This is a genomic window from Siccirubricoccus phaeus, assembly GCF_008360935.1.
Lineage (GTDB): Bacteria > Pseudomonadota > Alphaproteobacteria > Acetobacterales > Acetobacteraceae > Siccirubricoccus > Siccirubricoccus phaeus.
Window position 1 is genome coordinate 236,303 of the sequence record NZ_SRXO01000008.1, and the last position, 24,824, is coordinate 261,126.

A 24,824-nucleotide genomic window follows, 5' to 3' on the forward strand; every position below is an offset into this window, starting at 1 on the left:
TCCCCAACCCGCATCTGCGAATAGATGCTTTAGCCACGGCCAGCACCAGCGGATGCGCAAGCGGGACGTGCGGGCGCCGGATCGGCGGCTACCCCGAACCGCGCCGCCGCCACACGGCAGGAGAACCCGGCCGCAACCGCCACCACCACCCTCTTCCGAAGATCAACCGACAGCGCCTTCGACATGCCTGTCGACCCCTTCGCCGACAGACAGCTTGAAGCAAATCCGCACCGCGTCGGGGACGACCAAAAACGGCCCCATCAGATCGGGAACCGCTCTGACGATCTCGAACGTCTTTACAAGCTATCTCCCGCGCCTGCATGTTCGTATCGCGAGACACCGCCACTACTCAGGTATGATGCCTGCGCGGCGAACGAGTTCCTGGTTGGTGGCGAGGTCCCGGGCCACGATCTCCCGTAGCGCTTGTGCCCCAGTCGGCGCAGAGGTGATGCCGAGCGGTTCAAGCCGTGCCATCAACTGCTCATCGGCAAAGGTCGCCGTGAGCGCCCCTTCCAAGGCCACCGCAACAGGGGAAGCCAAGCCGGCAGGCGCCGCGACGGCGGTCCAATTGGGCACCTCGTAGCCGGGAAAGCCCTGCTCGGCGACCGTCGGTACGTCCGGCAGCAACCGGTATCTCGTCGGCGCAGCGACGCCGAGGGCGCGCATTCGTCCGGCCTCCAAATGCGGCTTGGCCGGCGCAAGAGTGCTGAGCATGAAGTCCACCCGGCCGGTGGAGACGTCCGTGAGCGCCGCGGCGGTGCCGTTGTAAGGGACGTGCACCAGCTCCACCCCCGCACGCCGAGCCAGGTCGAAGGTGCCCAAATGCGCCGAGGAGCCCACACCCCAGGTCGCGTAGCTAATCTGACCCACCCGGCGTCGCGCTGCGGTCAGCAGTGCCTCCAAGCTCTCCCAGCGTGGATGCGCTACGAAGAGATACAACGCGCTGCCGGTCATGCCGAGCCAGGTGAAGTCCTTCGCAGGATCGTATCCCGCGTTGCGCAGCACGAATGGCGTGATGCTGAAGGTGCCATTGCCGGCGAAGACGAGGGTGTAGCCATCGGGCCTCGCGCGCGCGGCAAGCCGCGTACCGAGCGTCGTGCTGGCCCCCGGCTTGTGGTCCATCACGAAGGTCCCGCCCAGGCGTTCCGTCAGGCCCTGGATGATGGAGTTGCCAAACACGTCCGGGATCCCGCCGGCCGCGTAAGGGATGATTATGCTGACGGGACGCTGGCCAGGATAGGTGCCCCGGCCCTGCGCGGACCCCAGCCCGAGAAGGGTCCCGCCTCCGACGCCCAGCAAGGCGCGCCGCCGCAGCGCGAGGCATGCACCCATGAACCCGTCCCTCCCCGGTTACGATGCTTGTTCAGGCTTTAGATGGCGCGGCCGGCCCCCTGCCAGTACCGCTCCCGCAGCTTGCGTTTGAGCAGCTTGCCGGAGTCGTCGCGTGGCAGCTCCTCGTGGAACTCGATGCGGCGCGGCACCTTGAAGTTGGCCAGCTTGGCCTGGAGCGCCGTGCGGATGGCGGCTTCGGTCGTGCCCGGCAGGGCGCGCACCGCCGCGCAGAGGGCTTCGCCATATTCCGGATCGGGGATCCCGAAGACAGCGCAGTCCAGCACGCCTTCGACGCCGATCAGCACCGCCTCGATCTCGGCTGGGTAGATGTTGACTCCGCCAGAGATGACCATGTCCCGCTTGCGGTCGCAGAGGAAAAGATAGCCGTCCTCGTCGAAGTAGCCGACATCGCCGACCGTGATCAGGCCGTCCCGCTCCACGGCCCGGCGCTCCGCGTCGCGCTTGTGGTAGGTGAAGTCGGGCATGTAATCGCAACTGGCGTAAATCTCTCCGGGAACGCCGGGCGGGCATTCCCGACCTTCGGCATCCAGGATCTTCAGTACCGCCCCCTCCGTGAGGCGGCCGACCGTGCCGGGCTTGGCCAGCCAATCCTGGCTGTCGCAGGCAGTCGGCGCGCCGAGATCCGTGGCGCCGTAGAACTCATGCAGCACAGGGCCCCACCACTCGATCATGGCCCGCTTCACCTCCGGCGGGCAGGGCGCGGCGGCATGCGTGACATGACGAAGCGAGGAGAGGTCGTAGCGGCGCCGTACCTCCTCCGGCAGGCGCAGCAGGCGCACGAACATGGTGGGTACGAGGAAGGTCGTGTCGATCCGATGCCGCTCGATCAACGCCAGAAGCTGCTCGGGATCGAAGCGGGGCATCAGCACCAGCAGCTCCGCGAGGGTGCCGGAGCGGAGGCCGAAGCTGTTCGGGGCGCTGTGATAGAGCGGTCCTGGCAGCAGGGCGCGGATGCCGGGGCGGATGCCGTAGATCTGCGCGCGGTTGCGGGCGGTGCCCTGCACCTGCGCCGGCGTGGGCGGCATGCGGCGGACGCCCTTGGGGCGGCCCGTTGTGCCGGAGGTGTAGATCATGCTCTCGCGTGCCGGCTGCGGCGGCCTGTCCCATTCCGGCTGTCGGGTCAGCCAGGCTTCCCAATCCTCCCCGGCCGGTTCCTCCATTGGCAGGCCGTAGGCGGCAGCGAGCTCGGCCGGGGTCCTGACGGGGATCACCGTCAGACCGGGCGGCGCCTCGGCCAGCAGCGGGAGGAGATCCGCATGCGCGACCACGATGCGGGCGTCGCAGTCGCGCAGCAGATAGGCGACCTCGTCCGGCTTCCAATGCCAGTTGATCGGCACCGCGTAGCCGCCGAGCATGGTGGCGGCGTAGCTCGCCTCCAGGAAGGGGAAGTCGTTGCGCAACAGCAGCACGACGCAGTCACCCGCGCCCACGCCGAGTGCGGCGAAGCCGGAGGCGGCGCGCCGGGCCCGACCCATCAGGGCATCGCGGGTTATCCGGCGCTCGCCGCTGATGATCAGTGCCGCATCCGTCATGGCGCATACTCGGCCCGGCCATTGCTCAGCACGACCATGTCCCGGGCTGGCACGCGGACACGGAAGGCTGCTGCGCCCGTCTCGAGGCGCCAGATCTCCGTGCGCAGCGTTTCCCCTGGGTAGACGGGCGAGGTGAAGCGCAGGTCGAACCGCCGCAGCCGTTCCGCCTTGCCGTCGCAGAGCAGGTTCGCCACGGACCAGGCGGCTACGCCGTAGGAGGCGAGGCCGTGCAGGATCGGCTCGGCGAAGCCGGCCTGGGCGGCGACGTCGGGGTCGGCATGGACGGGGTTGAAATCGCCATTCAGCCGGTAGAGCAGCGCGGCATTGCGGCCGAGCGTCCAGTCAAAGCTTGCCTCCGGCGGCGCCTCCGGGACTGGGTGTGGCTTGCGCACCGGCCCCGAGGGGCCGCCGAAGCCGCCGTCGCCGCGCAGAAAGGAGGTGCTCGTCAGGCTGCAGAGCAACTCGCCCGTCGCGGCGTCCAGCACCTCTCGCGTGCTGTAGAGCAGCGCGCCGCGTCCTTCGCCCTTGTCGACGATCTCGTCGATTCGGAGGCGGCCGACGACACGGCCCTCGGGTGGAAGCGGGCGGTGAATGATGAGGCCCTGCTCGCCATGCAGCACCTTCGGCCAATCCACGCCGGTGTCGGGCTCCTTGACCCAGAAGCCCGGCGTTGCCAGCACCACGCCCATGGTGGGCAGCGCGGCCAGCTCCTTCTCATGGACATGGCGCAGTTGGCGCCGATCGAGCGGATCCTGACCGAGCCCGAGGCCGAGCGCGTAAAGGATCGTGTCTTTGAAGCCGTAGCTCTGCTCGATATCCGGAAAGTGGCGGTTCTTCAGGCGTTCGTAGTCGATGGCCACCTTGTTGTCCTCCCAGGTTTCCAGTGGGGGCGTCAGGCTCCTCCCGGTCCGAAGGCCGCATCGGCGGCCAGCACGCGCTGCGCCTGGCGGAGATGCGGCATGTCGAGCATGCGGCCGTCCATGCCGACCGTGCCGATGCCCGGATTGGCGGCGAAGGCGGCGCAGACGCGACGGGCGAAGGCCACCTCCTCCGCGGTCGGGCGGAAGCCTTCGTTGATGGCGGCGACCTGTGCGGGATGGATGGCGATCTTGCCGGTGAAGCCCTCCCGCCGCGCCGCGGCGCAGGCGGCACGCAGGGCGGCCTCGTCGCGGAAATCCGCCTCCAGCGTATCGACCGGCTGGGCGCCGGCGGCGACGGCGGCGAGCAGGCAGTTCGAGCGCGCCATCCGGTAGGTGAGGGCCAGCCCGCCGCGCGGATCCTGGTTGCTGCTGGCGCCGATCGCCGCCGGCAGGTCCTCCGCGCCCCAGGTGAGGCCGGCTAGGCGTGGCACGGGCTGGCGGGCATAGTCGCCGAGGCCGAGGACGGCGGCGGCCGTTTCCGTTGCCACGGCGAGCAGGCGGATCCGGCCTGCAGGCAAGCCGTCCCGTGCCTCCAGCGCGTCGAGCCAGTGCGAGAGGCGCAGCAGATCGGCGGGACCGTTGACCTTCGGCACCACCAGCCCGTCCGGCGCGGCGCGCGCCACCGCTGCCGTGTCCTGCAAGCCGCCCTCCTCGAGCGGGTTGATGCGGACCCAGAGGCGCGGGCGTCGCTCCGCCCCGGCCTGCGCCTGCAGGTAAGCCATGACCATGTCCCGCGCCAGCGGCTTGCGGGCTGCCGCCACGGAATCCTCGAGATCGAGGATCAGCGCATCTGCGCCGCTGTCGCCGCCTTTGGCGAGCTTGCGCTCGCTATCGCCGGGAACGAAGAGCCAGGATCGCGGCGGCGGGCTCATGCCGGCTTGCCCTTCATCAGGGCAGAGCGCCGGCAGTGCGCCACCAGCTCACCCTGTTGGTTGAAGGCGCGGTGGACGAACTCGATGATGCCCTGGCCGGGACGCGACCGGCTCTCGCGCTTGGCAATCACCTCGGACTCAACGCGGACGGTGTCGCCGTGGAAGAGCGGCTTCGGGAAGCGCACCTCGTCCCAGCCCAAATTCGCCACCGTGGTGCCAAGCGTGGTGTCGCCGACCGAAATGCCGACCATGAGGCCGAGCGTGAAGGCGCTGTTGACGATGCGCTGGCCGAACTCGGTTTCGGTGCGGCAGTATTCTTCGTCCAGGTGCAGCGCTGCCGGGTTATGGGTGAGGGCGGAGAACCAGACATTGTCCGCCTCGGTGATCGTCCGACGGATGGCATGACGGAAGACCTGGCCGACCTCGAACTCCTCGAACCACAAGCCGGGCATGTCATTCCTCCCGAACGCGCCATTGCACGAGCGTGTAGGGTGGCTCCGCCTCGTCATGCGGCTCGAAGATCGCCTCCACGGCCGCACCGATCGTCACCGGCGTGTCGGGGGTACAGAGCAGATTGCCGACCATGCGGACATTGTCGGCGTCTGGCAGTTCCACCAGCACGATGGTGTAGGGCGTGTGCCCGTTCAGCGCCGGATGCACCGGATGGTGGGGCCGCTGCCAGGACCAGATGCGGCCCCTCGGCGCCACCTCTTCCCAGGCGAGGTCGAAGGAGTGGCAGCGGTGGCAGATCCACTCCGGCCCCCATTGGTACTTGCCGCAGTCGCGGCACTTCTGGATCACCAGCTTGCCCTGGCGGGTGCCATCCCAGTAGGGCTTGGCGAGGCCATCCTGCGCCGGCACTGGCAGGCCGTCGGGCAGGGCACGGTTCATTGTGGTGCTCACAGGGCGGCCTCCGTCCCGACGACCAGGCTGCTGACCGGCGTGACCATCGGACCGCCGAGCACGGCGACCACATTGGCACCCGCCACCTGGTTGATGGCGGTGCCGCGCAGCTGGCGCACCGCCTCGTTCACCATCTCCAGCCCATGCATGTAGCATTCGGCCAGGTTGCCGCCCGAGGTGTTCATCGGCATCTTCCCGCCGGGCGCCAGCAAGTTCTCCAGCACGAGCTGCTCATTCGCCGTCTTCGGGTCGATGAAGCCGTGCTCCACCAAGCTCAGCAGCACGCCGCCCGTGAAGTTCTCGTAGGCCTGCACCACGTCGCAGTCCTTCGGCCCGAGCTTGGCCATGGCCCACATGTTCCTCGCGACCGTTTTGAAATGAGCAGAGGCATAGTCCGGCGCGTTGTGCACCGGCGCGGCGCTGCGGTGGTGCCCGCCCTGCGCTGCACCGAGCAGGTAGACCGGCTTCTGAGGCAGGTCCTTCGCGCGCTCCGCCGGCACGACGAGCACGGCACCGGCCCCGTCATTTTCCTGGCAGCAGTCGAAGAGGCGGTGGAAGGGCTCGATGATCCAGCGGGCGCTGTCGTATTTCTCTTCGGTCAGCGGCCGTCCACGCATCACCGCGTTCGGGTTGTTCTGTGCATGGTGGTAGGAGGCCATGGCGATCGCCCGCAGTGCCTCGTGCCGAATGCCGTTGCCCGTCATGAAGCGGGTGATCTTCATGGCGAAGCGCTGTGCCGGTGACATCAGCCCATAAGGCGCCAGGAAGGCGTCATCTCCCATGGCCGCCGCGCCAGTGCGGCTGCGGCCGTAGCGGGCGAACTGTCCCTGAGCGAGGGAACGGAAGGCGATGACGCAATTCGCCATGCCCGACTGCACCGCCGCCCCCGCATTGGCGACCGCTGCGGCGACGCCGCCGCCGCCGCCGCCCCAATGCATGTTGGAGAAGCGAAGCTCCCTGATGCCGAGCGCTGCGGCAAGGCGCGGTCCGTCGGACCGGTCGTCGCCGTAGGAGGCGAAGCCGTCGACATCGCGTGGGTCGATGCCGGCATCCCGGCACGCGGCAAGGATGGCCTGCAGCGCAAGCTTGAACTCAGCATCGGGCGACTGCCCATGCTTGTAGTAGACTGTCTCGCCGATGCCGGCGATCGCCACCTTGCCCCGCAATGTGCGCTCGGTCATGCGCCCACATTCCCCCCTGGTCTAACGTCCGGCATCGGCGAAGAGCCGTCGGCCGATGATCTCCTTCATCACCTCCGCCGCGCCGCCGGCGATGCGGGTGACGCGCGCGTCGGCATAGGCCTTCGCGATGGGCGTCTCCATCATGTAGCCGGCGCCGCCAAAGAGCTGCAGGCAACGATCCACCACTTCGCATTGCAGGTCGGTGCAGAACAGCTTGGCCATGCCGGCCTCCACGGGGTCGAGCGTGCCCGCCAGCTGCAGCGCGATCAGGCGATCGGTCAGGGCCCGGGCCGCTGCCGTCTTGGCGGCAAGTTCGGCAAGCACGAACCGGGTGTTCTGGAAGTCCGCGATGGTCTGGCCGAATGCCTTGCGCTCGCGGGTGTAGGATACGGTCCAGCCGATCACGGTTTCCGCCACCACGCTGCCACGAACTGCCTGTACAAGCCGTTCGCGCGCCAGGTTGGTCATCAGCATGGCGAAGCCGTGGCCTTCCTCGCCCAGGCGATTTGCCGCCGGCACGCGGACCTCGTCGTAGAACAGCTCTGAAGTATCCGCCGCGGGCATGCCAAGCTTGTGCAGGTTGCGCCCCCGGCGGAAGCCGGGCGTAGAGGTCTCCACCACGATCAGGCTGATGCCGCGGGCGCCTGCCGCCGGATCGGTCTTGGCAGCGGTGACGACCAGATGGGCGTTCTGGCCATTGGAGATGTAGGTCTTCTGGCCGCTGATGACGTAGTGGTCGCCGTCCCGAACCGCACGGGTGCGGATGCCCTTAAGGTCGCTGCCGGCATCAGGCTCCGTCATTGCGACGGCACCGATCAGGTTGCCGTCGCACATGCCGGGCAGCCAGCGGCGCTTCTGCTCTTCCGAGCCGAAGCGGGTGATGTAGGTGGCCACCATATCCGAATGGACGACGAAGCCGGGGCCGCTCAGATTGGCCCGCGCCAGTTCTTCAGTGACCACCGCGCAATGCCCGAAATCACCGCCCGCGCCGCCGTAATCGGTCGGGATGTCGCAGCAGAGCAGCCCGGCCGCGCCGGCCTTCAGCCAGACGTCGCGCGGGACGATGCCGGCCGCCTCCCAGGCGGGATGATGCGGCACCAGCTCCGCCTCGACAAAGCGGCGAACGGCCCGCCGGAAGAGCTCATGGCCTTCGTCGAAAACCGTGCGGGGCCGCTCCAACATCGGCCTTTCCTCCCATTGTTCGCTATCGTATGGTAAGCATGCGTACGGTGCTGCTGCAAGCGCCCTGTGGGAGCGGTGCTATGGATTTCGGCCTCACCCCGGAACAGGAAGCGATCATCGAGGGCGTCGCCGCCACCTGCCGCCGCTTCGGCGACGATTATTGGCGCGACTGCGAGGCCGAGGCCCGCTTCCCCCGGGAGTTCCACCGCGCCATGGCCGAGGGCGGCTGGCTCGGCATCACCATGCCCGTCGAGCATGGTGGCGCCGGGCTCGGCGTCACCGAGGCGGCGCTGATGATGCACACCGTCGCCCGCCATGGCGGCGGCATGGGCGCGGCCTCGGCGCTGCACATCAACATGTTCGGCCCGCACCCGATCGTCGTTCACGGCACCCCGGAGCAGAAGGCGCGCTGGATCCCGGCGCTCGTCGCCGGCTCCGACCAGGCCTGCTTCGGCGTGACCGAGCCGAATGCCGGGCTGGACACCACCAGCATCACCACCTTCGCGCGCCGGGTACCCGGCGGCTATCGCGTCAACGGGCGGAAGATCTGGACCTCGACGGGGCAGGTGGCGAACAAGATCCTGCTGCTGACCCGCACCACGCGGAAGGAGGAGGCGCGGCGCCCGACCGAGGGCATCACCCTCTTCTACACCGATCTCGACCGCGAGCGCGTGGAGGTACAGCGCATCCCGAAGATGGGCCGCGCCGCCGTCGATTCGAATATGGTCTTCATCGACGACCTCTTCATCCCGGAGGAGGACCGCATCGGCGAGGAGGGGCGCGGCTTCTCCTACCTGCTCGACAGCCTGAACCCGGAGCGCATCCTGGTCGCGGTGGAGGGCATCGCCATCGGCCAGGACGCGCTGGAGCGCGCCAGCCGCTATGCCCGCGAGCGCAGCGTCTTCGGCCGGCCCATCGGCCAGAACCAGGCGGTCCAGCACCCGCTGGCCGAATGCTGGACCGCCCTCGAGAGCGCCTGGATGATGGCGATGAAGGCCGCCTGGCTCTATGACCGGGGCCGGCCCTGCGGCGCCGAGGCCAATGCAGCGAAGCTGCTCGGCTCCCGCGCCGGCTACGAGGCCTGCCTCCGCGCCGTCCTCACCCATGGCGGCATGGGCTATGCGAAAGAGTATGTGGTCGAGCGCCTGCTGCGCGAGGTGATGATCACCCGCATCGCCCCGGTCTCGGAGCAGATGATCCTCTCCTTCATCGCCGAGCGCGTGCTCGAACAACCGAAGAGCTATTGATATGGTTCCGCTTGCTGGTGTCCGGGTGCTCGACTTCTCCAAGGTGCTGGCCGGCCCGCTCTGCGGGCAGTGGCTGGGGGATCTCGGCGCCGATGTGGTGAAGATCGAGCCTCCCGAAGCCGGTGACGACACGCGGGGCTGGCCGCCCTTTCGCGAAGCACCGGGCGGCCGCGCCGGCGCGGTTTTCCTCAGCGCCAACCGCAACAAGCGCAGCCTGGCCCTTGACCTGAAAACGGCGGAGGGCCAGGCCGCGGCGCGGCGTATGGCGGCCGCAGCCGACGTGGTGATCGAAAGCTACGCGACGGGCGTCGCCGAGCGCCTCGGCATCGGTGCTGAAGCGCTCTGCGCCGCCAATCCCCGGCTCGTGCATTGCACCATCTCGGGCTTCGGCCGCACCGGGCCGCTCGCCAAAGGCCTTGGCTACGACGTCATTCTGCAGGCCTTCTCGGGCATCATGGCCATGACCGGCGAGCGCGGAGGTGGACCGATCCGCAGCCCCTTCTCGCCGATCGACCAGTCCACCGGCATGCATGCCTTCTCCGGCATCCTCGCCGCGCTGTTGGAGCGCGGGCGGACGGGGAAGGGTTCTCGAATGGAAGTCTCGCTGTTCGAGACCGCGGCTGCGCTACTCGGCTACAACCTGCAGATCTACTGGGAGAAGGGCGTGCTGCCGGAGAAAAGCGGCTCGGGTCACGAATCCCTTTGCCCCTACCAGGCTTTCGAGGCGTCGGACGGACCGGTGCTGATCGGTATCGCCAGCGACAATCTCTGGCAGCGGTTTGCCGCCGGCATCGGCCGAACGGAATTGGCGGCGGACCCGCGCTTCCGGACGAATGCCGATCGCGTGCGCCACTTTGCGGAAACGGTCGCGCTGGTGCAGGAGATCATCGCTGCCCGCACCGTCGCCGAGTGGGTGGAGTTCTGCGGCCGCGTGGGCATTCCTTGCGCGGCCATCAACACCTTGCTGGAGATGCTGACGCATCCGCACACGGCAGCGCGCGGCATCGTGCTGGAGTACGAGCACCCCGCGCTTGGGCCGCTCAAGACCATGGCGCAGCCGATCCAGTTCAACGGTCAGCCGCGCAAGGTCATGTCGCCGCCACCGCTGTTGGGTGAACATTCGGCGGAAGTGCTGGCCGGCTACGGCTTCACCGCGGAGGAAATCTGCGCATTGCGTGCTGCGGGCGCCATCCGGGGGCCGGCCGATGCGACGTAGGACCTTGCTCACCGGCCTGCTGGCCCCGATGGCAGGACGTGCGCAGGATGAGCCTTGGCCAACCCGGGCGCTGCGGGCCATCGTGCCCTTTCCGCCTGGCAGCGCGACGGACGGTATCGCCCGTTTCGTGGCGGAACGGCTTTCGTCGCGCCTCGGCCAGACGGTGGTGATCGAGAACCTGGCCGGCGGCAATGGGCTGATCGCTGCACGCCAGGCCGCCCGGGCGGCACCGGACGGGCACACCGCCTTCTTCGCCACCAACTCCACCCATGCGGCGAGCGTGCACCTGGCGAAAGAGCCGGGATTCGACCCCGTCCGCGGCTTCCTGCCGGTGACGCTGACCAGCCTCGCCCCGCTCGTGCTGATGGTTCGCACCGACTTTCCGGCACGGACGGTCGAGGAGTTCATCGCCGTCGCACGCGCCAAGGCTGGCGCGCTCAACTATGGCACCGGCAACATCGGCAGCCTGGCTGCGGCGCAGCTGCTGAAAAGCCTGACCGGGATCGCGGCGGAGCAGATCAGCTATCGGGGAACACCGGCCGCCGTAACCGACCTGCTGGCCGGAAGGCTGCAATTCCTGGTCAGCGATCTCGCCGCGGCCGGGGAGCATATCCGGGCCGGCACGCTGCGCGCCCTGGGGGTTACCACGGCGCAGCGCATCCCGATGCTGCCGGAGGTACCGACGCTGCAGGAGGCGGGGGTGCCGGGCTACGAGTTCGCCTCCTGGGTTGCGGTCTTCCTGCCAGCCCGCAGCCCGGCAGCCATCCAGGCCCGGCTGAACCGGGAGATCCGCGCCATCATCGACAGCGAGGAGGGAGAACGCTTTTCCCTGAGCATCGGCCTCGTCGCCGCGACATCGACACCGGATGAGCTTGCGGCTTATCAGTCCCGTGAGATCGCCCTCTGGGGGCGTATCGCCCAGGCCGCCAATCTGCCCAAGGAGTAGCTTGTGGACTTACCCGCGACCGGGGCCAGGCCGTCCGGCACGAACGAGACGAAGGCGAGCGGCGAGTTCCGCATCGGCTTCCTGATCCACGACGTCTCGCGGCTTCGCCAGATCCTGTTTGACCAGGAAATGCGGCCCCACGGCGTCACCAGGGCCCAGTGGTCGGTGCTGGCGCAACTCTCCCGCAAGGACGAAGGAGGTATGACGCAGGCGGAGCTGGCACGCTTGCTTGGCCTGGGCAAGGTTGCAGTGGGGTCCATGATCGATCGGCTCGAGTCGGCAGGGCTGGTGGTCCGGCAGGACGACGCGCTGGACCGTCGCATCCATCGGATCTTTGTCACCGCTAAGGGCCGCTTGATCCAGGCCCGCATGGTGGAGGTCGGGCGCAAGCTGAATGAACAGGTTCTGGCTGGGCTCTCTGCTGAGGAGATGGCTGTTGCAGATCGGGTGCTGACGGTCATTCGGCGCAACATACGCCGTGCCCTTCGGGACGAAGATGAGGCTGGCAGTCTCTTGGATGCTACAGACGAAGTTGGAGCCGGCTAGCGTCCCGCTTCCGCAGTCCTGCGGACTTCCTCGGCAGCAACACCGTGACGCGAACCGAGCGCCGGATCGCGGAGGAGAGGGAAGCCAGGCTCCAACACTCTTTGCCTGCCGATGCCGGCCAAGCCCTCCAGGAGAGCTTGAATCAGACCCGTCGTGACCGATGCAACGGGGACAGACCCTAAGTGCTCCCACCCTCGACGTGCTGCTGACGCCACTGGCCATGCTGCAGCGACCGGCAAGGATCAACTGGAGCGGCGGGGTCTCGCAGGCTTTTTCCGTGGAGCTTTGCGAGCTGCCTTACATGGCGATCGACGAACGGCGGATTTCTTTCCCGCTATTGTGCTGATAATGTCAGAAATCAGGCTTTCGAGATGCGCATCGGCGTCCTCAAGGAGGGGCTCCGCCATCAGCACATTCCGGAAAATGCTGATTCCTGCCAAGCACGCCGCCAGCAGCGCTGCGCGCTGAGGCGCCGGATCATCAAGCTTTGAACCCAAGGGCACGACGACGTCCCTCGCGATGGCTTCGCGGAGAAGCGGGATTGCCTCGCGACTAAGTAAGTTCCGGATCAGTATGTCCAACGGATCAAGGACGTGCAGCGCCTGATCGAGGCTGGGTCTCAAAACTCTCGCGGTGAGACGCGCAGTTAGCTCGCTGCGATCCGCGGTGAATAGCTGCTGCGGTTGGAAGGCGATGTTCACCACTTCCTCGAAGAGCCGCTCTTTGGACCCGAAGCTGCGATGAACCAAAGCGACGTCGACCCCGACATCGGCAGCGATGTCGCGCAACGTTGTCTCCTCATAGCTGCGTTGTGCGAAGCGGAGCATCGCAGCTTCCAAAATGCGGCGGCGCGTCTCCTGTCCGCGGTTCTCGGTCTCCACCTTCTGCGCCATAGCACTCCTCGTAAGCCATTGCCCTGGCCGCCGCCTGGCTCCGGCCTTGCACGCCGTCAACGATCGTTGATCATATAGCAGGATGTGCCGCCAGGCGAGTTGGCCTGTCCTCGATCGAGGCTCCCCAAGGGCAGGATCGGCCCGGAGTAGCGCGGCTGAGCTGGGCAACTGTGAGCGTTGTCCCGGCAGCCACTAGCGTCGGTCTCGGCCAGCAGCCGTGGCGCTGTCGCGCACGCCGCCCTTACAGGCGATTTATCCGGCGACCAACCGTATTTCGGCGTCCGACCCTATGCCGCTTGAGCCGTCAGCCGGGGCTTCGCAGCGTGGGGGCAGTCAACGGGCGCCGGCATCGATCGAAGCCAGGAGATTGCGCACCACCTCCACACCTTCGGCAGCAAGGCAGATATCGGCTCCCCGCAGCCAATTCTGCAGCAGACCGGTCAGCAGGGTGTGAAGCGCCAGCGCCGCCGCCTCCGGTCGCCAGGCTGACACCAACCCATGAACCTGGGCAGTGCGGTCAAAGATCTGACGGAAGGCAGTACGGAGAGCCGCATCGGCGCGGCGTTGCCGCTCGAGCGCCGGCGCCATCTCCTCGGTGTACTCGCAGCGCACCAGTACGACGGTGAGAAGGCGGCGACGCTCCGGGTCGGCCTCAAGCGCCGTCAGGCACTCGTCCAGCGCCTGGGCGAGTTCTCCCACAGGGTCCGGACCCTGATAGGCGGCCAGCCGCGCCAGCAATTCCTCGGCGGGCAGGCGGGCGTGGGCGTCGATCGCCAGAAAAAGGTCCAGCTTGTCACGGAAATGCCAGTACACGGCCCCGCGTGTGACGCCGGCGGCGCGCGCGACCTCGTCCAGGCTGGCGCGCGCAACGCCGCGCGCGAGAAAGACCTGAACGGCAGCATCGAACACCGCCGCGCGGGTTCGTTCAGCCTCATCCTTGGTGCGACGTGCCATCCACTTGCCCTGCTTCAGGTATTTACATACAGTCATTAATGTATATGATCAAGCGTAGGTGGTCTGGCTATGCCCCGGCCGTGGGCCCGCTTTGCGGCGGGGGTCCCCCGTCCCGACCTGACTGCGCCGCCCGTCGAACTCGACGCCGCCTCGCTGAGGAGTGTTGATCGCAATGGCTTTGACTCCCTGGGGCGTTGATGAGGGTCTCTGCCTTTTTTTGCCTGTGCTCGGTCCGTGCAACCCGCGCGATGTGCTGGGTCTCGGGGCGGATATCGCCGCACAGCCCCTCACCTGGATCGGCCAGGGCGACACTGCGGACGCGCTCTACTGGGGATGGGCCGGGCTTGCTGCCATCGACAAGCGTGAGGAGCTGGTCGACGCCGTTGATGATGTAAAGGCCGGCTCGCTTGATCCCTACGCCACCTTCCGCAGCGCCTATCGCCAGCGTCGCTGCGCTCTAATCCAGAACCAGGACAGGCAGCGTCCGGCAGGCCACGGAGGTTGACGGGTGGGGTGCCAGGTTGGGCCCACGCGACGGCCCATGCGCTCGGAACCGGGCTCGGGGCGGCAGGCCGTCGCGCTGGCGCATTCTGGTCTCGGCTCCTTCTGCTGCGCCGATATCGCGGGGCTGGCAGCAGAGGTCCAATCCGTCGGTATGCTGTCTCTCAAGCTGTTGCGGCACGCCGCAGGCCTTTTGATTCATCCTTCGACATCGCGGCAGAACGGAACTGGGGATCCGCACCGCCAGATGATGGAGCTCGTATCTTGCACGCTGTCATCCTTTGTGCCGGGCAGGGCCGGCGACTGATCCCCCTGACGAAATTCCTGCCCAAATGCCTGCTGCAGATCGCCGGTCGGTCGATCCTGCACTGGCAATTGCGGGCGCTGGCCGCGAACGGCATTACGCGTGTCACGGTCGTCACCGGTTTCGGGGCAGATGCGATCGAAACCGCGCTGCGGAGCATGGGGCCGGTCGCAGCCGGGGTGCAGACTCGGTTCAATCCATTCTTCGCTGTCGCTGACAATATCGGCAGCTGCTTCCTGGCACGAGACCTGCTGCGGGAAGGCGATGCGGTGCTGCTGAATGGCGACACGCTGTTCGAGCCAGCCGTACTGCGCTGCGCCCTGCGCGCACCGAGGGCACCGATCACGGTCACCATAGACCGCAAGCCCACCTACGATGCCGACGACATGAAGGTGTCCCTCGACGGGACGCGGCTGAAGGCAATCGGCAAGACCCTGCCGCTTGCGGAGACGGACGGCGAATCCATTGGCATGCTCCTGTTCCGGCATGACGGTGGCGAGCTGTTCGCGGCCGCGCTCGAGACCGTCCTGCAGCAACCAGACGGGCTGCAGCGATGGTATCTCTCGGTCATCGACGTCCTGGCACGGAAGGCCGAGGTCCGGGTGGCTTCGATCGAGGGCCTCGGCTGGGGAGAGGTTGACTTCCCAACCGATCTCGAACGCGCCGAGGCCCTGGTGCGGGGCTGGATCGCCGCCGATCCGGCACTGGGCGACGAGACGGTGAGGGTCGCGGGATGACGACCGGTCCACTGCCCACGCTGAACAACCTTGCCAGCCGCCTCGGTGACTTCGCTACCTTGCCCGAGGCGCTCGACTACGCCGCCGAGGGCCGGACGGGGCTGAACTTCTTCAACGGCAAGGGCGAGATCACGGCAGCCTTGTCCTATCGGGCGCTGCGACGGGGCGCCGTGGCGCTGGCCGGGCGCCTGCTGCAGGCCGGCCTCCGGCGCGGGGACAGGGTCGCCATTGTCGCCGAAACACATCCGGACGTGGTGACCGCGTTCTGCGCCTCCCAATATGCCGGCCTGGTGCCGGCCTTGTTGCCCCTGCCGGCGGCCTTCGGTGGACAGGACATCTACGTCGAGCATATTCGCCGTCTGGTTCTTGCCGCAGGGGCATCGGGCCTCTTTGTGCCAGAGGCGCTGCAGGCCTGGCTGATCCCCATTGCGCGCGGAAGCGGGGTAAAGGTCTTCGGCACCATCGCCGCCCTGGCGAATGGCGCGGGCGCCCCGATATCCCTGCCGCCCGTCCGGGATGACGAGATCGCCTATTTGCAATTCTCCTCCGGCAGCACACGCTTTCCCGTCGGCGTCGCGGTGACCCAGCGGGCGCTGATGGAGAATGCCCGTTCCATCCTGCAGCATGGCCTCCAGGTGCGCCCAGAGGACCGGGCCGTATCCTGGCTGCCGCTCTACCATGACATGGGGCTGGTCGGATTCTTGCTGTCGCCGATGGCCGGGCAGGTCACGGTGGACCTGCTGCCGGCGCAGGAATTCGCGCGGCGGCCGCAGCTCTGGCTACGTCTGCTCTCTGCCAACCGCGGCACCCTCTCCTACAGTCCGAGCTTCGGCTACGAGCTTTGCGTTCGGCGCGGGCGGTCGGCATCGGCGGCCGGGCCGGCCCTGGATCTGTCCGCCTGGCGCGTCGCCGGCATCGGCGGCGATATGATTCGTACCCCGGTCCTGGCGCGCTTCGCGGAGACCTTCGCTCCGGACGGGTTTCGTGCCGAGGCCTTTCTGCCGAGCTACGGCATGGCCGAGGCGACGTTGGCCATCAGCTTCGCCCCGCTGGGAGCAGGCTGCGCCACCGACACCGTAGACCTCGATCGGCTCGAGCGCGAGGGCGTCGCGGCCCCGGCGATGCCCGAAACCCGGCGCCCCCGCGCTTTCGCCATCTGCGGCGCGCCGCTGCCGGGCACGGAGGTGGAGGTCCGCGACGCCGCCGGCCGCCGAGTCGGAGAGCGCGAGGTCGGGCGTATCGTGGTTCGCGGGCCGGGGCTGATGACCGGGTATGACCGCTGCCCCGAGGAGACCGCCGCCGTCCTGTCCCCGGACGGCTGGCTCGACACGGGCGATCTCGGATATCTGCTGAAAGGCCAGATCGTGATCACTGGGCGCGCCAAGGACCTGATCATCGTCAATGGCCGCAATGTTTGGCCCCAGGATCTGGAATGGTCGGTCGAGCAAGCCGTGAAGACCGTCCGCGGCGGCGATGTCGCCGCCTTCGCGGTCGAGGAGGATGGCACGGAGCAGGTCGTGCTGCTGATCGAGGCGCGCGGCGCCCCCGACCGCGCGGCCCGTGAGAGGCTCGCCACCGATGTGGGAGGCGTGCTGCGCACCCGGCACGGCCTCGAGGCCAGGATCGTGCTGGTGCCGCCGGGCAGCCTGCCGCACACCTCGTCGGGCAAGCTCAGCCGGTCTCTGACCCGGGCGCGATACCTCGACGGGGCGTTCGGCGCTCCCGCCGCGGAGGCGGCCGAGTTGCACCCATGAAGGGCTCCCCGCTTGCGGCCGTCACCGGCGGCACCGGCTTCCTCGGGCGCCATGTCCTCGCAGCCCTGGCGCGAGAGGGCTGGCGACTGCGGGTCCTGGTGCGGCGGGATGCCCAGCGGCCGGACGGCATAGCTGCGCCGGACATCGTGCGCGGTGACCTCACGGATGCGGATGCGCTGCACCGCCTCGTGCAAGGCGCGCAGGCCGTCGTGCACCTCGCCGGCCTCACCAAGGCACGGCGGCGCTCGGAGTTCCTCGCGGTGAACCGGGACGGCAGCGCACGACTCGCGGCGGCGGTCGTCGCCGCAGCGCCGGGTGCGCGCTGCATCCTCGTCTCCTCCCTCGCGGCCCGGGAGCCGCGGCTTTCGGCCTATGCGGAGAGCAAACAGGCGGGCGAGGCAGCGGCCATAGCCGCCCTTGAGGACCGCGTGCCCTGGGTGGTGCTGCGGCCCTCTGTCATCTACGGTCCAGGCGATCGAGAGGGCATCGCCCTGTGCCGGCTTGCCACTGCACGGATCGTGCCGGTGCCGCGCCCCCCCGAGCCGCGCATCACATTCGTCCATGCGGCGGATGTCGCCGCTGCCATCGCCACCCTCTGCCACTCCGGCCCGGCAGGTGCGCGGTTCGAGGTCACGGACGGCCAGCACGCCGGCTACGAGTGGCAGGAAGTGCTGCGGTTGATCGGCGAATACCTGCAGCACCAGCCACGTTTCCTGCCGGTGCCGGACATCGCGCTCCTCGCCGCAGGCGCGGTGGCGGACGCCTGGGCGGTCCTGTCCGGCAATGCCTCCCTGTTCGGGCGCGGCAAGGCCCGGGAGGTCCTGCATCGGGACTGGAGCTCCGCGGCGCAGCGGCAGCTGCCCTCCCTGGTCTGGACGCCCCGCGTCACCCTGCGGTCGGGGCTGCGCGAGACCGTCGCCTGGTGGGCCACCCTCGGCCTCCCGGAGGGAGCCCATGCCTGAGGGACGCAGCGGTAGCATCGAAGCCCCGGCTACTCCCGTACCGCCTCGTACCGGGAGGTGCATGGGGTGCGACCCGCCTGCGCCACGAGGGGGTCGGGAATATCGGCGGCGGTCAGACGGCCATCCGCAATGCGGCCCACGGCGAAGCTGGAGCTCTTCGTCCCGCGCAGGGCCACATCCCCACCGGAAGAAACCGTGCCCGTCTGCTCCGGCTTCCAGATGCCACGATGGCGGCGCGAGGAACGCAAGTCGATGAGCCCATCCTGCACATGGAACCAGATCGAGCGCGTCCTGCCGCGGCACGCGAAGTCGAAGCTGGTCGGGATCTGCTGTCCGCGATACCAGCCATCGAACAGTCCGGCCGTGGCGCCGGCAGGGGCGGTGGCCACCGGCTTCTCCTCGCTCACGCCGTCCGCCCGGTCAGCGCAGCCGGCGAGGAGCGCCGGGAGAAGGAGAGCCAGGGCCACCCATCGTCCGGGGCGGCGTATCCGGAGGGGCCCATGAGCATGGTGGTGGGGAACAACTCTGCGGCCTCGCCCGTGGTCTTCGTCCATACCAACGCCAAGCAGCGGCTCGGCGCCCTGGTTTCGGCCCATTCCTTCCGCCGCAATGCCCGTGAGCCTGCCGGCTTCGAGGTCCGGCTGCTCGAAGCCGAGCACTGCGCGCCGCTGCGCGCGGCGGAGGGACGCAGCTTCCTGCGGGGCGGGCATCGCCGGATCTGGCGGAACAACGACCTGCAATCCTTTACTCCCCTGCGTTTCGCCGTGCCCGATGCCATGGACCATCGGGGGGTGGCCCTGGTGGTGGACCCGGATGTCTTCGCCGTCGGCGATGTGGGCGAGCTCTTCGCTCGCGACCGGGAGGGCAAGGCAATCTGGTGCCGCGCTCGCCCCGGCCATAACGGCGCCCCCGAGTATCTCGCCAGCAGCGTCATGCTGCTCGATTGCGCGAAGCTGCCGCACTGGCGCTTCCCTGAGCGGCTGGAGGATCTGTTCGCCGGCCGCCTGGACTATGTGGACTGGATCGAGCTGCGGCGCGAGCCGCGCGAGAGCATCGGCCTGCTGGAACCGGAGTGGAACGATTTCGACCGCCTGGCCCCCAAGACCCGGCTGCTGCACAACACCAAGCGGCGGACCCAGCCCTGGAAGACCGGGCTGCCGGTGGATTTCACCCTCCGCGAACGCGGCTTCGGCCCCATTCCGTCGGCACTGGTCGGGCCTGCCTTGCGGCTCTGGACGGCCTGCTCGCGCTACCGGCCGCACCCCGACCCGGCGCAGGAGGCGTATTTCTTCGCCCTGCTGGCGGAATGCCTCGATGCCGGCTCGGTGACGCGCGAGGAGGTGGAGCATGGCATCAGGGAGCGCCATATCCGCCCCGATGCGCTGTCCCTGGTCGAGCGGCATCGCGGCCGCCTCCGGCCGGCACCGGCGGGAGAAGCCGCCTGACCCACGCCGCTGCCGCCTCGGCCACAGCCGGGGGATTGCCCCGGACCGGCGCTCCCACCGAGCCCGCCAGGCCATGACGCTCCATCGCCCGCCAGAGGAACCAGAGATCGCGGGGCCAGCCGGCCAGCCCGCGGCGCACCAGCGCGCCCCAGGCCCGGCCGGCGGCGCGCGGCAGCAGGCCGGCCGCCGGCGCGCTGGCATCGGCCCGGCGCAGCCCGCGCATCAGCCGGAGCCAGGCCCCGCCCAATCCCGCCGCGTGCACCGGGACCAGCCCGACCGGCTTGCCGGTGGCGACGGCGTCCGAGATCATGGCGACGCTGTCCGCGGTCACCAGGATCTCGTCGGCCAGGGCCAACAGGCCGGCATAGGGGCTGTGCTCCCCAGTCCCCTCGAGGAAGGCCGACGGGACGGGTGCCGCCGCGAGCGCGGCGCGGACGGCGTCGGCGACCGCCGCAGGGGTTCGGCGGCTGCCGATCGCCAGCACGCTGCCCCCCTCGGCCTGCGCCCGGGCGAACAGCATGCGACAGGCTGCTTCGACCTCCGTGCGGCGCAATCGCCAGGGCCAGGAATCGCCCCCCAGCACCAGGGCCCGCCTCGGCGAGGGAAAGCCCTCCAGCCGGTCACGCCAGGCCAGGGCCGCCGCCGCCAGCACTTCGGGCGTCTGCCGGGTGAGGCTGAGCGGCGCCTCCAGCACGGTCGGCCCCGGCGGGACGCCGTATTGCGGCGTGGTCACCACCAGGTCGAGCCGCGCCGGGTCGCAGCGCGGCCGGCCTATCTGCACGATGCGGGTATGGCCGCCGGAGCGGGCGCGGATCCAGCGCGCCACCGGCACGCTGCGCTGGCCTGCTCCAATGACGAGATCCGGCCAGGGTGGCGCCAGCAGGGGCCGCGAGGCGGGGGCCAGGCTCAGGCGGCCCGTATCGCCGAAGCGGTTCGGCAGCAGGCGCAGGAGGTTGTAGCGCAGCGGCACCGGCCGGACCGGCTCGCCCAGCGCCTCGGCCAGGGCGAGCACCTGGTTGTTGTCCCCGGTCCGCGGGCCGAGCAGCGCCCAGATGCGCGGCGGCCGGTCCGGTGTGCTCATCCTGTCCGGTGGCATCGGGGCGCCAGCATGGGCAGCGCGGTGCGCCGGCACAAGCGGCACCATCGCCACTCCGCCGGAGCGGCGCCATGCGCATAGCCTATGTGGCGGGGACCGCCCTGCCGTCCCGCGTCGCCAGCGCCATCAACGTATTGAAGATGTGCCGCGCCCTCGCCGCCGCCGGGCATGAGGTGACGCTCTATGCACGCGGGCGGCAACAGGATGCCCCGGCGGTCTTCGCCGCCTATGGGATCGAGCGCTGCTTCGAGCTGGTGCTGCGGGCGCCCCCCACCCTGCCCGCGGCGAAGAATCTGCTCTATCCGCTGCTGGTGGCGCAGGCGATGGGGTCACGGCCGCCAGAGCTGATCTATGGCCGGCACGTCTACGCCCTGGCCTGCGCCAGCCGGCTCGGCGCGGTCCCCATCGCCTACGAGGCGCATGCCCTGCCGACCCGGCGGGCGCGCCGGCTGGCCGAGTCCTGGCTGTTCCGCCATCCCCGCTTCGCGCTGCTGGTTGCCATCTCGCAGGCGCTGGCGGAGGACTATGCCACCCGCGTCCCGGCCCTGCGGAGGCAGCCGGTGCTGGTGGCGCATGACGGGGCGGATCCGGTCGCCGACCCCGGCCCGCTGCCCGAACCCTGGCCGGGACGGCCGGGCGTGCCGCAGCTCGGCTATGTCGGCCACCTCTACCCAGGGAAAGGCATGGAGATTGTGGCGGCGCTGGCCACCGCCCTGCCGGGCTGCGACCTGCATGTCGTCGGCGGGACCGAGCGGGACCTGGCGCAGTGGCGCGCCCGCTGCGCGGGCCAGGCGAACCTTCACCTGCATGGTTTCGTGCCGCATGCCCGCGTGCCCGCCTTCCTTGCCCGGTTCGACCTGCTGCTCGCGCCGCCGCAACCGAACGTCGCCTCCGCCGCCGGGCGGGAGATCGGCCGCTGGATGTCGCCGCTGAAGGTTTTCGAATACATGGCAGCGGGAAAGCCGATCCTGGCGTCGGACATCCCTGCGCTGCGGGAGATCCTGCGTGACGGAGAGACGGCGCTGCTCCTGCCGCCCGGTGATCCGGCGGCCTGGGCCGCCGCCCTGCGGCAGCTCCTGCGCGAGCCGGAGCGGGCTGCCGCGCTCGGTGCCGCGGCCCGCGTCGCCTTCCTGGCGGAGTACACCTGGGATGCCCGCGCCGCCCGGATCATGGCGCGGCTGCAGGGCGCCGTACCATGACCACGCTGCCGAGGCCGGCCAGGGCCGATGCGATCCTGCGCCGCATCCTGCACAATGCGGGGCTGGTGTTGAGCGGCAAGGCAGCGGCCGCGCTGCTCAATCTCGCCGCCTTCGGCATCGCCATGCGCAGCCTCGGGGCAGAGGCGATGGGCGTGCTCGTCCTCACCCACGCCATCGCCCAGACGGCCGCTTCCCTGGTCAAGTTCCAGTCCTGGCAGGCCGTGCTGCGCTTCGGCGCGGAGTGCCTGGGCCCGGCGCGGCGGGCGGAGTTCCACGCCCTGCTGCGCTTCACCCTAGGGCTCGACCTGGCCGCCGCGGCCGCCGGCGCTGCCGTCGCCGCCGCCGCGGCCTGGCTCCTCGGGCCGTATCTCGGCCTGCCCACCGGAACGTCCCCCATCGCGGCCCTCTACGCGACCTGCACCGTCTTCCTGGTGACGGCGACACCGGTCGGGCTGCTCCGTCTCCTCGACCGTTTCGATTTGCTGGCGCGGCGGGATGCGCTGGGCGCGGCGATCCGGCTGGCGGGGGCGGCTGGCGCGGCGGCGCTCGGCGGCGGGCTGCCGGCCTTCCTGGGCGCCTGGTACGCCGCGACGGCGCTGGGCGGCCTGGCGCTCGTCGCCGCAGCCTGGGGGGAGATGGCGCGGCGCGGCCTGCTGCAACGCGACCCGGCCGGACGGCGGGTGCGGGCGACGGTGGCGCATCCAGGCCTCTGGGGCTTCACCTGGTCGACGAATCTCATGACCACGCTCTCGCTGGGCTCCGGTCATGCCGCGACGCTCTGTGTCGGCTGGGTACTCGGCCCCGCCGAGGCAGCGTTCTTCTCTCTGGCGCGGCAGATCGGCGAGGCGGCGCTGAAGCCGAGTCGCTTTCTGACCCCCGCGCTCTACCCGGAGCTGAGTCGCCTGGCTGCGGCGCATGATCGGGAGGCGCTGAGGGCGTTGCTCCGGCGCGGCCTGCGCCTTTCCGCCCTGGTCGCGGTGGGGATTCTGCTGCTCCTCGCGGCAGCGGGAGAGCGGTTGCTCTGCCTCGTGGGGGGGGAGGCGGCCGTGGCGGCCTGGGGCACAATGCTGTTGCTGGCCGTCGCCGCCTCGATCGGCTTCGCCGGTTTCGCGCTGGAACCGCTGCTCGTGTCGGTCGGACGCCACGCCCTGGCCCTGCGCCTGCGTGGGCTGGCGACCATCGCCTATCTCCCCATGGCGTTGAGCGGCCTCGGCCTGTTTGGGCTGGAAGGGGCCGGCGTCGCGGCCATCCTCTCAGCCTTGCTGCTGCTCCTGAGCCAAGCCGTATCGACTCTGCGCTGGTTCGGAGCTGCCGGTCCGTCGCAGAGGGATGAGAATTGCATTACACTTCGGTGACTTCATTCTTGGGACGCGACTGAAAGGAACGGGTATGGCTGACGAGCAGGAGATCCTGCGGGCGGTCACCGGTGCGCTTGAGGAGCTCGGAAAATCCGCGGGACCCATGACGCCGGAAACCAGCATTCTGCATGACCTCAGCCTGGATTCGGTTGCAGCGATGGATTTCATCATGCTGCTGGAGACTCGCCTCGACACGGTGATCCCGATGGACCAGATGGCGGGAATCGAAACGATCAGCGACCTCGTGCAGGTCCTGACACGCGCCACCAGCCCGGCCGGCTGATCGATGCTCGCGAAATTCCGTGGCCTCCGCGCCGAGCACATGGCGCTGGTCGCTGCCGGCAGGGATCCCTTCAGGGTGTGTTTCGACGCGGTGCTCTCGGCGACCGAGGCTCTGCTGGAAGGACGGCAGATCCTGCTGCTCGGCACGAACAACTATCTCGGCCTGACCTTCGACCCGGACTGCATCGCCAGCGCGATCTCGGCCACCACCGCCGAAGGCACCGGAACGACCGGCTCGCGCATCGCCAACGGGACCTATGGCGGCCACGCGACGCTGGAGCGGCGGCTGGCGCAGTTTCTCGGCCGCCGGTCGGCCATGGTCTTCAGCACCGGCTTCCAGGCCAATCTCGGCATGCTGTCGGTGCTGGCAGGACGCGGCGACCACCTGCTGCTGGATGCCGACAGCCATGCCAGCATCTACGACGGGGCGCGGCTGGGCGGCGCCCAGGTCACCCGCTTCCGCCACAACGATCCTGACGACCTACGCCGCCGCCTGCGCGTTCTCGCCGACCAGCCTGGCGAGAAGCTCATCGTGGTCGAGGGCATCTACAGCATGCTGGGCGATACCGCGCCGCTGCGCGAGATCGCCGCGGTCAAGCGCGAGGCGGGAGCCTGGCTGCTGGTCGACGAGGCGCACTCGCTCGGCGTGCTGGGCGCGCAGGGGCGCGGCCTCGCCGAGGCGGAGGGCGTCGAGGCCGATGTCGACTTCGTCGTCGGTACCTTCAGCAAGAGTCTCGGCGCGATAGGCGGCTTCTGTGCCTCCGACCACGAGGATTTCGACGTGCTGCGGCTGGCCTCGCGCGCCTACATGTTCTCCGCCTCACTGCCGCCCGCGGTGGTCGCCTCGGTGGCCAGGGCGCTGGCGGCGATCGAGTCGCGGCCCGGCCTGCGGGCGCAGCTCTGGCGGAACGCGCAGCATCTGCATGGCGGCCTTGCCGCCGCCGGCTTCGCCCTCGGTGCGGCACCGAGTCCTATCATTGCCCTGCCCATGCCGGATCGGGAGCGAGCCATCCTGTTCTGGAACCGGCTGCTGGCGGCGGGGGTCTATACCAACCTGGCCCTCGGAACCGCCACGCCGGGCGGACGGCCGCTGCTCCGGATGAGCGTCAGCGCCGCCTTGGTCCCGGAGCAGATCGACACCGCCATCGCCGCCATCTCCCGGGTCGGGCAGGCGCTGGAGGTGGTGAACACCGGGCTGGAGGCGGCGGAATAGATAAGTGGCCGAGAGGGGGAACGCTTGGCGCCTGAATGCCTCAGAAGCGGGAGCTTGCAGAAACAGGAGTTTACGGTCACTCCACGTTGCGCGGCGGGCGGCAAAAGCAGCCGCTAGAGCATGCTGTGTTTGCTCTGAATCGGGGGTTCCGAAACGGGCTGAGATCTGATTCAAGCTCTGGGCTGGGCGATGGAGGCCAGCCAGGATGCGGCCATACTCCGAGGATCT

At 69.2% G+C, this 24,824-nt stretch carries 25 protein-coding genes; 13 read left to right on the forward strand and 12 right to left on the reverse strand.

Features of this window, described 5'->3' with window-relative positions:
• Nucleotides 1-345: 345 nt before the first annotated feature.
• Genes E5N76_RS13815 through E5N76_RS13850 form a run of 8 tightly spaced genes read right to left on the reverse strand, consistent with a single transcriptional unit; the run spans nt 346 to nt 7,943 of the window.
• Nucleotides 346-1,332: a Bug family tripartite tricarboxylate transporter substrate binding protein gene (locus E5N76_RS13815; RefSeq protein WP_149537883.1), complete on the reverse strand. Its 987-nt coding sequence runs from the start codon at nt 1,330-1,332 to the stop codon at nt 346-348.
• Nucleotides 1,333-1,370: 38 nt separating this feature from the next.
• Nucleotides 1,371-2,885, reverse strand: coding sequence for an acyl-CoA synthetase (locus E5N76_RS13820; RefSeq protein WP_149537884.1), 1,515 nt, complete (start codon nt 2,883-2,885; stop codon nt 1,371-1,373).
• On the reverse strand, nt 2,882-3,745 hold the full coding sequence (locus E5N76_RS13825; protein ID WP_149537885.1) for a MaoC/PaaZ C-terminal domain-containing protein: 864 nt from the start codon (nt 3,743-3,745) through the stop codon (nt 2,882-2,884). Before E5N76_RS13825 ends, E5N76_RS13820 begins: the two co-directional genes overlap by 4 nt.
• Before the next feature lie 32 nt (nt 3,746-3,777).
• Complete coding sequence (locus E5N76_RS13830) at nt 3,778-4,677, reverse strand: HpcH/HpaI aldolase/citrate lyase family protein (RefSeq protein WP_149537886.1); 900 nt, start codon at nt 4,675-4,677, stop codon at nt 3,778-3,780.
• On the reverse strand, nt 4,674-5,129 hold the full coding sequence (locus E5N76_RS13835) for a MaoC family dehydratase (protein ID WP_149537887.1): 456 nt from the start codon (nt 5,127-5,129) through the stop codon (nt 4,674-4,676). Before E5N76_RS13835 ends, E5N76_RS13830 begins: the two co-directional genes overlap by 4 nt.
• Before the next feature lies 1 nt (nt 5,130).
• Nucleotides 5,131-5,580 (reverse strand): Zn-ribbon domain-containing OB-fold protein, encoded by a 450-nt coding sequence (locus tag E5N76_RS13840; RefSeq protein ID WP_207791973.1) that lies wholly within the window; start codon nt 5,578-5,580, stop codon nt 5,131-5,133.
• Nucleotides 5,577-6,734, reverse strand: coding sequence for a thiolase C-terminal domain-containing protein (locus E5N76_RS13845; protein ID WP_207791974.1), 1,158 nt, complete (start codon nt 6,732-6,734; stop codon nt 5,577-5,579). Before E5N76_RS13845 ends, E5N76_RS13840 begins: the two co-directional genes overlap by 4 nt.
• 48 nt (nt 6,735-6,782) lie before the next feature.
• Complete coding sequence (locus E5N76_RS13850) at nt 6,783-7,943, reverse strand: acyl-CoA dehydrogenase family protein (RefSeq protein WP_149537889.1); 1,161 nt, start codon at nt 7,941-7,943, stop codon at nt 6,783-6,785.
• 80 nt (nt 7,944-8,023) lie between these two features.
• Between E5N76_RS13850 and E5N76_RS13855 the strand changes: the two genes are divergently transcribed.
• Genes E5N76_RS13855 through E5N76_RS13870 form a run of 4 tightly spaced genes read left to right on the forward strand, consistent with a single transcriptional unit; the run spans nt 8,024 to nt 11,898 of the window.
• A complete protein-coding gene (locus E5N76_RS13855) occupies nt 8,024-9,190 on the forward strand; it encodes an acyl-CoA dehydrogenase family protein (RefSeq protein WP_149537890.1) in 1,167 nt (388 codons plus the stop codon).
• 1 nt (nt 9,191) lies between these two features.
• The gene (locus E5N76_RS13860) at nt 9,192-10,406 is read left to right on the forward strand and encodes a CaiB/BaiF CoA transferase family protein (protein WP_149537891.1); all 1,215 of its coding nucleotides are present in this window, start codon (nt 9,192-9,194) and stop codon (nt 10,404-10,406) included.
• Entirely contained in the window at nt 10,396-11,352 is a 957-nt protein-coding gene (locus E5N76_RS13865) for a Bug family tripartite tricarboxylate transporter substrate binding protein (RefSeq protein ID WP_149537892.1), read from the forward strand. Before E5N76_RS13860 ends, E5N76_RS13865 begins: the two co-directional genes overlap by 11 nt.
• 3 nt (nt 11,353-11,355) lie before the next feature.
• The gene (locus tag E5N76_RS13870; RefSeq protein ID WP_149537893.1) at nt 11,356-11,898 is read left to right on the forward strand and encodes a MarR family winged helix-turn-helix transcriptional regulator; all 543 of its coding nucleotides are present in this window, start codon (nt 11,356-11,358) and stop codon (nt 11,896-11,898) included.
• A gap of 242 nt (nt 11,899-12,140) precedes the next feature.
• Here E5N76_RS13870 and E5N76_RS13875 read toward each other — a convergent pair whose 3' ends face one another.
• Together E5N76_RS13875 and E5N76_RS13880 are read right to left on the reverse strand one after the other, a co-directional pair.
• Entirely contained in the window at nt 12,141-12,791 is a 651-nt protein-coding gene (locus E5N76_RS13875) for a TetR/AcrR family transcriptional regulator (protein ID WP_149537894.1), read from the reverse strand.
• A gap of 333 nt (nt 12,792-13,124) precedes the next feature.
• Complete coding sequence (locus tag E5N76_RS13880; RefSeq protein WP_187830156.1) at nt 13,125-13,745, reverse strand: TetR family transcriptional regulator; 621 nt, start codon at nt 13,743-13,745, stop codon at nt 13,125-13,127.
• Nucleotides 13,746-13,917: 172 nt separating this feature from the next.
• On the opposite strand from E5N76_RS13880, the gene E5N76_RS13885 reads away from it, so the two are divergent.
• The 4 genes from E5N76_RS13885 (at nt 13,918) to E5N76_RS13900 (ending at nt 18,003) form a co-directional block, all read left to right on the forward strand.
• Nucleotides 13,918-14,250: an MlaA family lipoprotein gene (locus tag E5N76_RS13885; RefSeq protein WP_149537896.1), complete on the forward strand. Its 333-nt coding sequence runs from the start codon at nt 13,918-13,920 to the stop codon at nt 14,248-14,250.
• A gap of 260 nt (nt 14,251-14,510) precedes the next feature.
• On the forward strand, nt 14,511-15,287 hold the full coding sequence (locus tag E5N76_RS13890; RefSeq protein WP_187830157.1) for a phosphocholine cytidylyltransferase family protein: 777 nt from the start codon (nt 14,511-14,513) through the stop codon (nt 15,285-15,287).
• Nucleotides 15,284-17,041 (forward strand): fatty acyl-AMP ligase, encoded by a 1,758-nt coding sequence (locus E5N76_RS13895; protein ID WP_149537897.1) that lies wholly within the window; start codon nt 15,284-15,286, stop codon nt 17,039-17,041. The genes E5N76_RS13890 and E5N76_RS13895 overlap by 4 nt, the downstream gene beginning before the upstream one ends.
• Nucleotides 17,038-18,003 carry an NAD-dependent epimerase/dehydratase family protein gene (locus tag E5N76_RS13900; RefSeq protein ID WP_149537898.1) on the forward strand — a complete coding sequence of 322 codons (966 nt, stop codon included), beginning with the start codon at nt 17,038-17,040 and terminating at the stop codon, nt 18,001-18,003. Before E5N76_RS13895 ends, E5N76_RS13900 begins: the two co-directional genes overlap by 4 nt.
• A 29-nt stretch (nt 18,004-18,032) precedes the next feature.
• Here the strand turns inward: E5N76_RS13900 and E5N76_RS13905 are convergent, their stop codons facing one another.
• Nucleotides 18,033-18,410 carry a hypothetical protein gene (locus tag E5N76_RS13905; RefSeq protein ID WP_149537899.1) on the reverse strand — a complete coding sequence of 126 codons (378 nt, stop codon included), beginning with the start codon at nt 18,408-18,410 and terminating at the stop codon, nt 18,033-18,035.
• Between the two features lie 93 nt (nt 18,411-18,503).
• Between E5N76_RS13905 and E5N76_RS13910 the strand changes: the two genes are divergently transcribed.
• Nucleotides 18,504-19,448, forward strand: coding sequence for a glycosyltransferase family protein (locus E5N76_RS13910; RefSeq protein WP_207791975.1), 945 nt, complete (start codon nt 18,504-18,506; stop codon nt 19,446-19,448).
• Here E5N76_RS13910 and E5N76_RS13915 read toward each other — a convergent pair.
• The gene (locus E5N76_RS13915; protein WP_187830158.1) at nt 19,357-20,529 is read right to left on the reverse strand and encodes a mitochondrial fission ELM1 family protein; all 1,173 of its coding nucleotides are present in this window, start codon (nt 20,527-20,529) and stop codon (nt 19,357-19,359) included. The genes E5N76_RS13910 and E5N76_RS13915 overlap by 92 nt on opposite strands.
• A gap of 86 nt (nt 20,530-20,615) precedes the next feature.
• On the opposite strand from E5N76_RS13915, the gene E5N76_RS13920 reads away from it, so the two are divergent.
• The 4 genes from E5N76_RS13920 to spt are packed head-to-tail and all read left to right on the forward strand — an operon-like array spanning nt 20,616 to nt 24,596.
• On the forward strand, nt 20,616-21,743 hold the full coding sequence (locus E5N76_RS13920; protein WP_149537901.1) for a glycosyltransferase family 4 protein: 1,128 nt from the start codon (nt 20,616-20,618) through the stop codon (nt 21,741-21,743).
• Nucleotides 21,740-23,098 (forward strand): lipopolysaccharide biosynthesis protein, encoded by a 1,359-nt coding sequence (locus tag E5N76_RS13925; RefSeq protein WP_149537902.1) that lies wholly within the window; start codon nt 21,740-21,742, stop codon nt 23,096-23,098. The genes E5N76_RS13920 and E5N76_RS13925 overlap by 4 nt, the downstream gene beginning before the upstream one ends.
• A 34-nt stretch (nt 23,099-23,132) precedes the next feature.
• Entirely contained in the window at nt 23,133-23,384 is a 252-nt protein-coding gene (locus E5N76_RS13930) for an acyl carrier protein (RefSeq protein ID WP_149537903.1), read from the forward strand.
• A gap of 3 nt (nt 23,385-23,387) precedes the next feature.
• A complete protein-coding gene (gene spt / locus E5N76_RS13935) occupies nt 23,388-24,596 on the forward strand; it encodes a serine palmitoyltransferase (RefSeq protein ID WP_149537904.1) in 1,209 nt (402 codons plus the stop codon).
• Nucleotides 24,597-24,824: the final 228 nt, after the last annotated feature.

What these genes read in the sequence shown, in the direction of transcription:
- E5N76_RS13820 (WP_149537884.1), bottom strand. Translation starts at nt 2,885, where the DNA reads ATGACGGATGCGGCACTGATCATCAGCGGCGAGCGCCGGATAACCCGC.
- E5N76_RS13865 (WP_149537892.1), top strand. Translation starts at nt 10,396, where the DNA reads ATGCGACGTAGGACCTTGCTCACCGGCCTGCTGGCCCCGATGGCAGGA.
- E5N76_RS13915 (WP_187830158.1), bottom strand. Translation starts at nt 20,529, where the DNA reads ATGAGCACACCGGACCGGCCGCCGCGCATCTGGGCGCTGCTCGGCCCG.
- E5N76_RS13855 (WP_149537890.1), top strand. Translation starts at nt 8,024, where the DNA reads ATGGATTTCGGCCTCACCCCGGAACAGGAAGCGATCATCGAGGGCGTC.
- E5N76_RS13930 (WP_149537903.1), top strand. Translation starts at nt 23,133, where the DNA reads ATGGCTGACGAGCAGGAGATCCTGCGGGCGGTCACCGGTGCGCTTGAG.
- spt (WP_149537904.1), top strand. Translation starts at nt 23,388, where the DNA reads ATGCTCGCGAAATTCCGTGGCCTCCGCGCCGAGCACATGGCGCTGGTC.
- E5N76_RS13835 (WP_149537887.1), bottom strand. Translation starts at nt 5,129, where the DNA reads ATGCCCGGCTTGTGGTTCGAGGAGTTCGAGGTCGGCCAGGTCTTCCGT.
- E5N76_RS13860 (WP_149537891.1), top strand. Translation starts at nt 9,192, where the DNA reads ATGGTTCCGCTTGCTGGTGTCCGGGTGCTCGACTTCTCCAAGGTGCTG.
- E5N76_RS13885 (WP_149537896.1), top strand. Translation starts at nt 13,918, where the DNA reads ATGGCTTTGACTCCCTGGGGCGTTGATGAGGGTCTCTGCCTTTTTTTG.
- E5N76_RS13875 (WP_149537894.1), bottom strand. Translation starts at nt 12,791, where the DNA reads ATGGCGCAGAAGGTGGAGACCGAGAACCGCGGACAGGAGACGCGCCGC.
- E5N76_RS13900 (WP_149537898.1), top strand. Translation starts at nt 17,038, where the DNA reads ATGAAGGGCTCCCCGCTTGCGGCCGTCACCGGCGGCACCGGCTTCCTC.
- E5N76_RS13895 (WP_149537897.1), top strand. Translation starts at nt 15,284, where the DNA reads ATGACGACCGGTCCACTGCCCACGCTGAACAACCTTGCCAGCCGCCTC.
- E5N76_RS13850 (WP_149537889.1), bottom strand. Translation starts at nt 7,943, where the DNA reads ATGTTGGAGCGGCCCCGCACGGTTTTCGACGAAGGCCATGAGCTCTTC.
- E5N76_RS13830 (WP_149537886.1), bottom strand. Translation starts at nt 4,677, where the DNA reads ATGAGCCCGCCGCCGCGATCCTGGCTCTTCGTTCCCGGCGATAGCGAG.
- E5N76_RS13815 (WP_149537883.1), bottom strand. Translation starts at nt 1,332, where the DNA reads ATGGGTGCATGCCTCGCGCTGCGGCGGCGCGCCTTGCTGGGCGTCGGA.
- E5N76_RS13910 (WP_207791975.1), top strand. Translation starts at nt 18,504, where the DNA reads ATGAGCATGGTGGTGGGGAACAACTCTGCGGCCTCGCCCGTGGTCTTC.
- E5N76_RS13925 (WP_149537902.1), top strand. Translation starts at nt 21,740, where the DNA reads ATGACCACGCTGCCGAGGCCGGCCAGGGCCGATGCGATCCTGCGCCGC.
- E5N76_RS13920 (WP_149537901.1), top strand. Translation starts at nt 20,616, where the DNA reads ATGCGCATAGCCTATGTGGCGGGGACCGCCCTGCCGTCCCGCGTCGCC.
- E5N76_RS13880 (WP_187830156.1), bottom strand. Translation starts at nt 13,745, where the DNA reads ATGGCACGTCGCACCAAGGATGAGGCTGAACGAACCCGCGCGGCGGTG.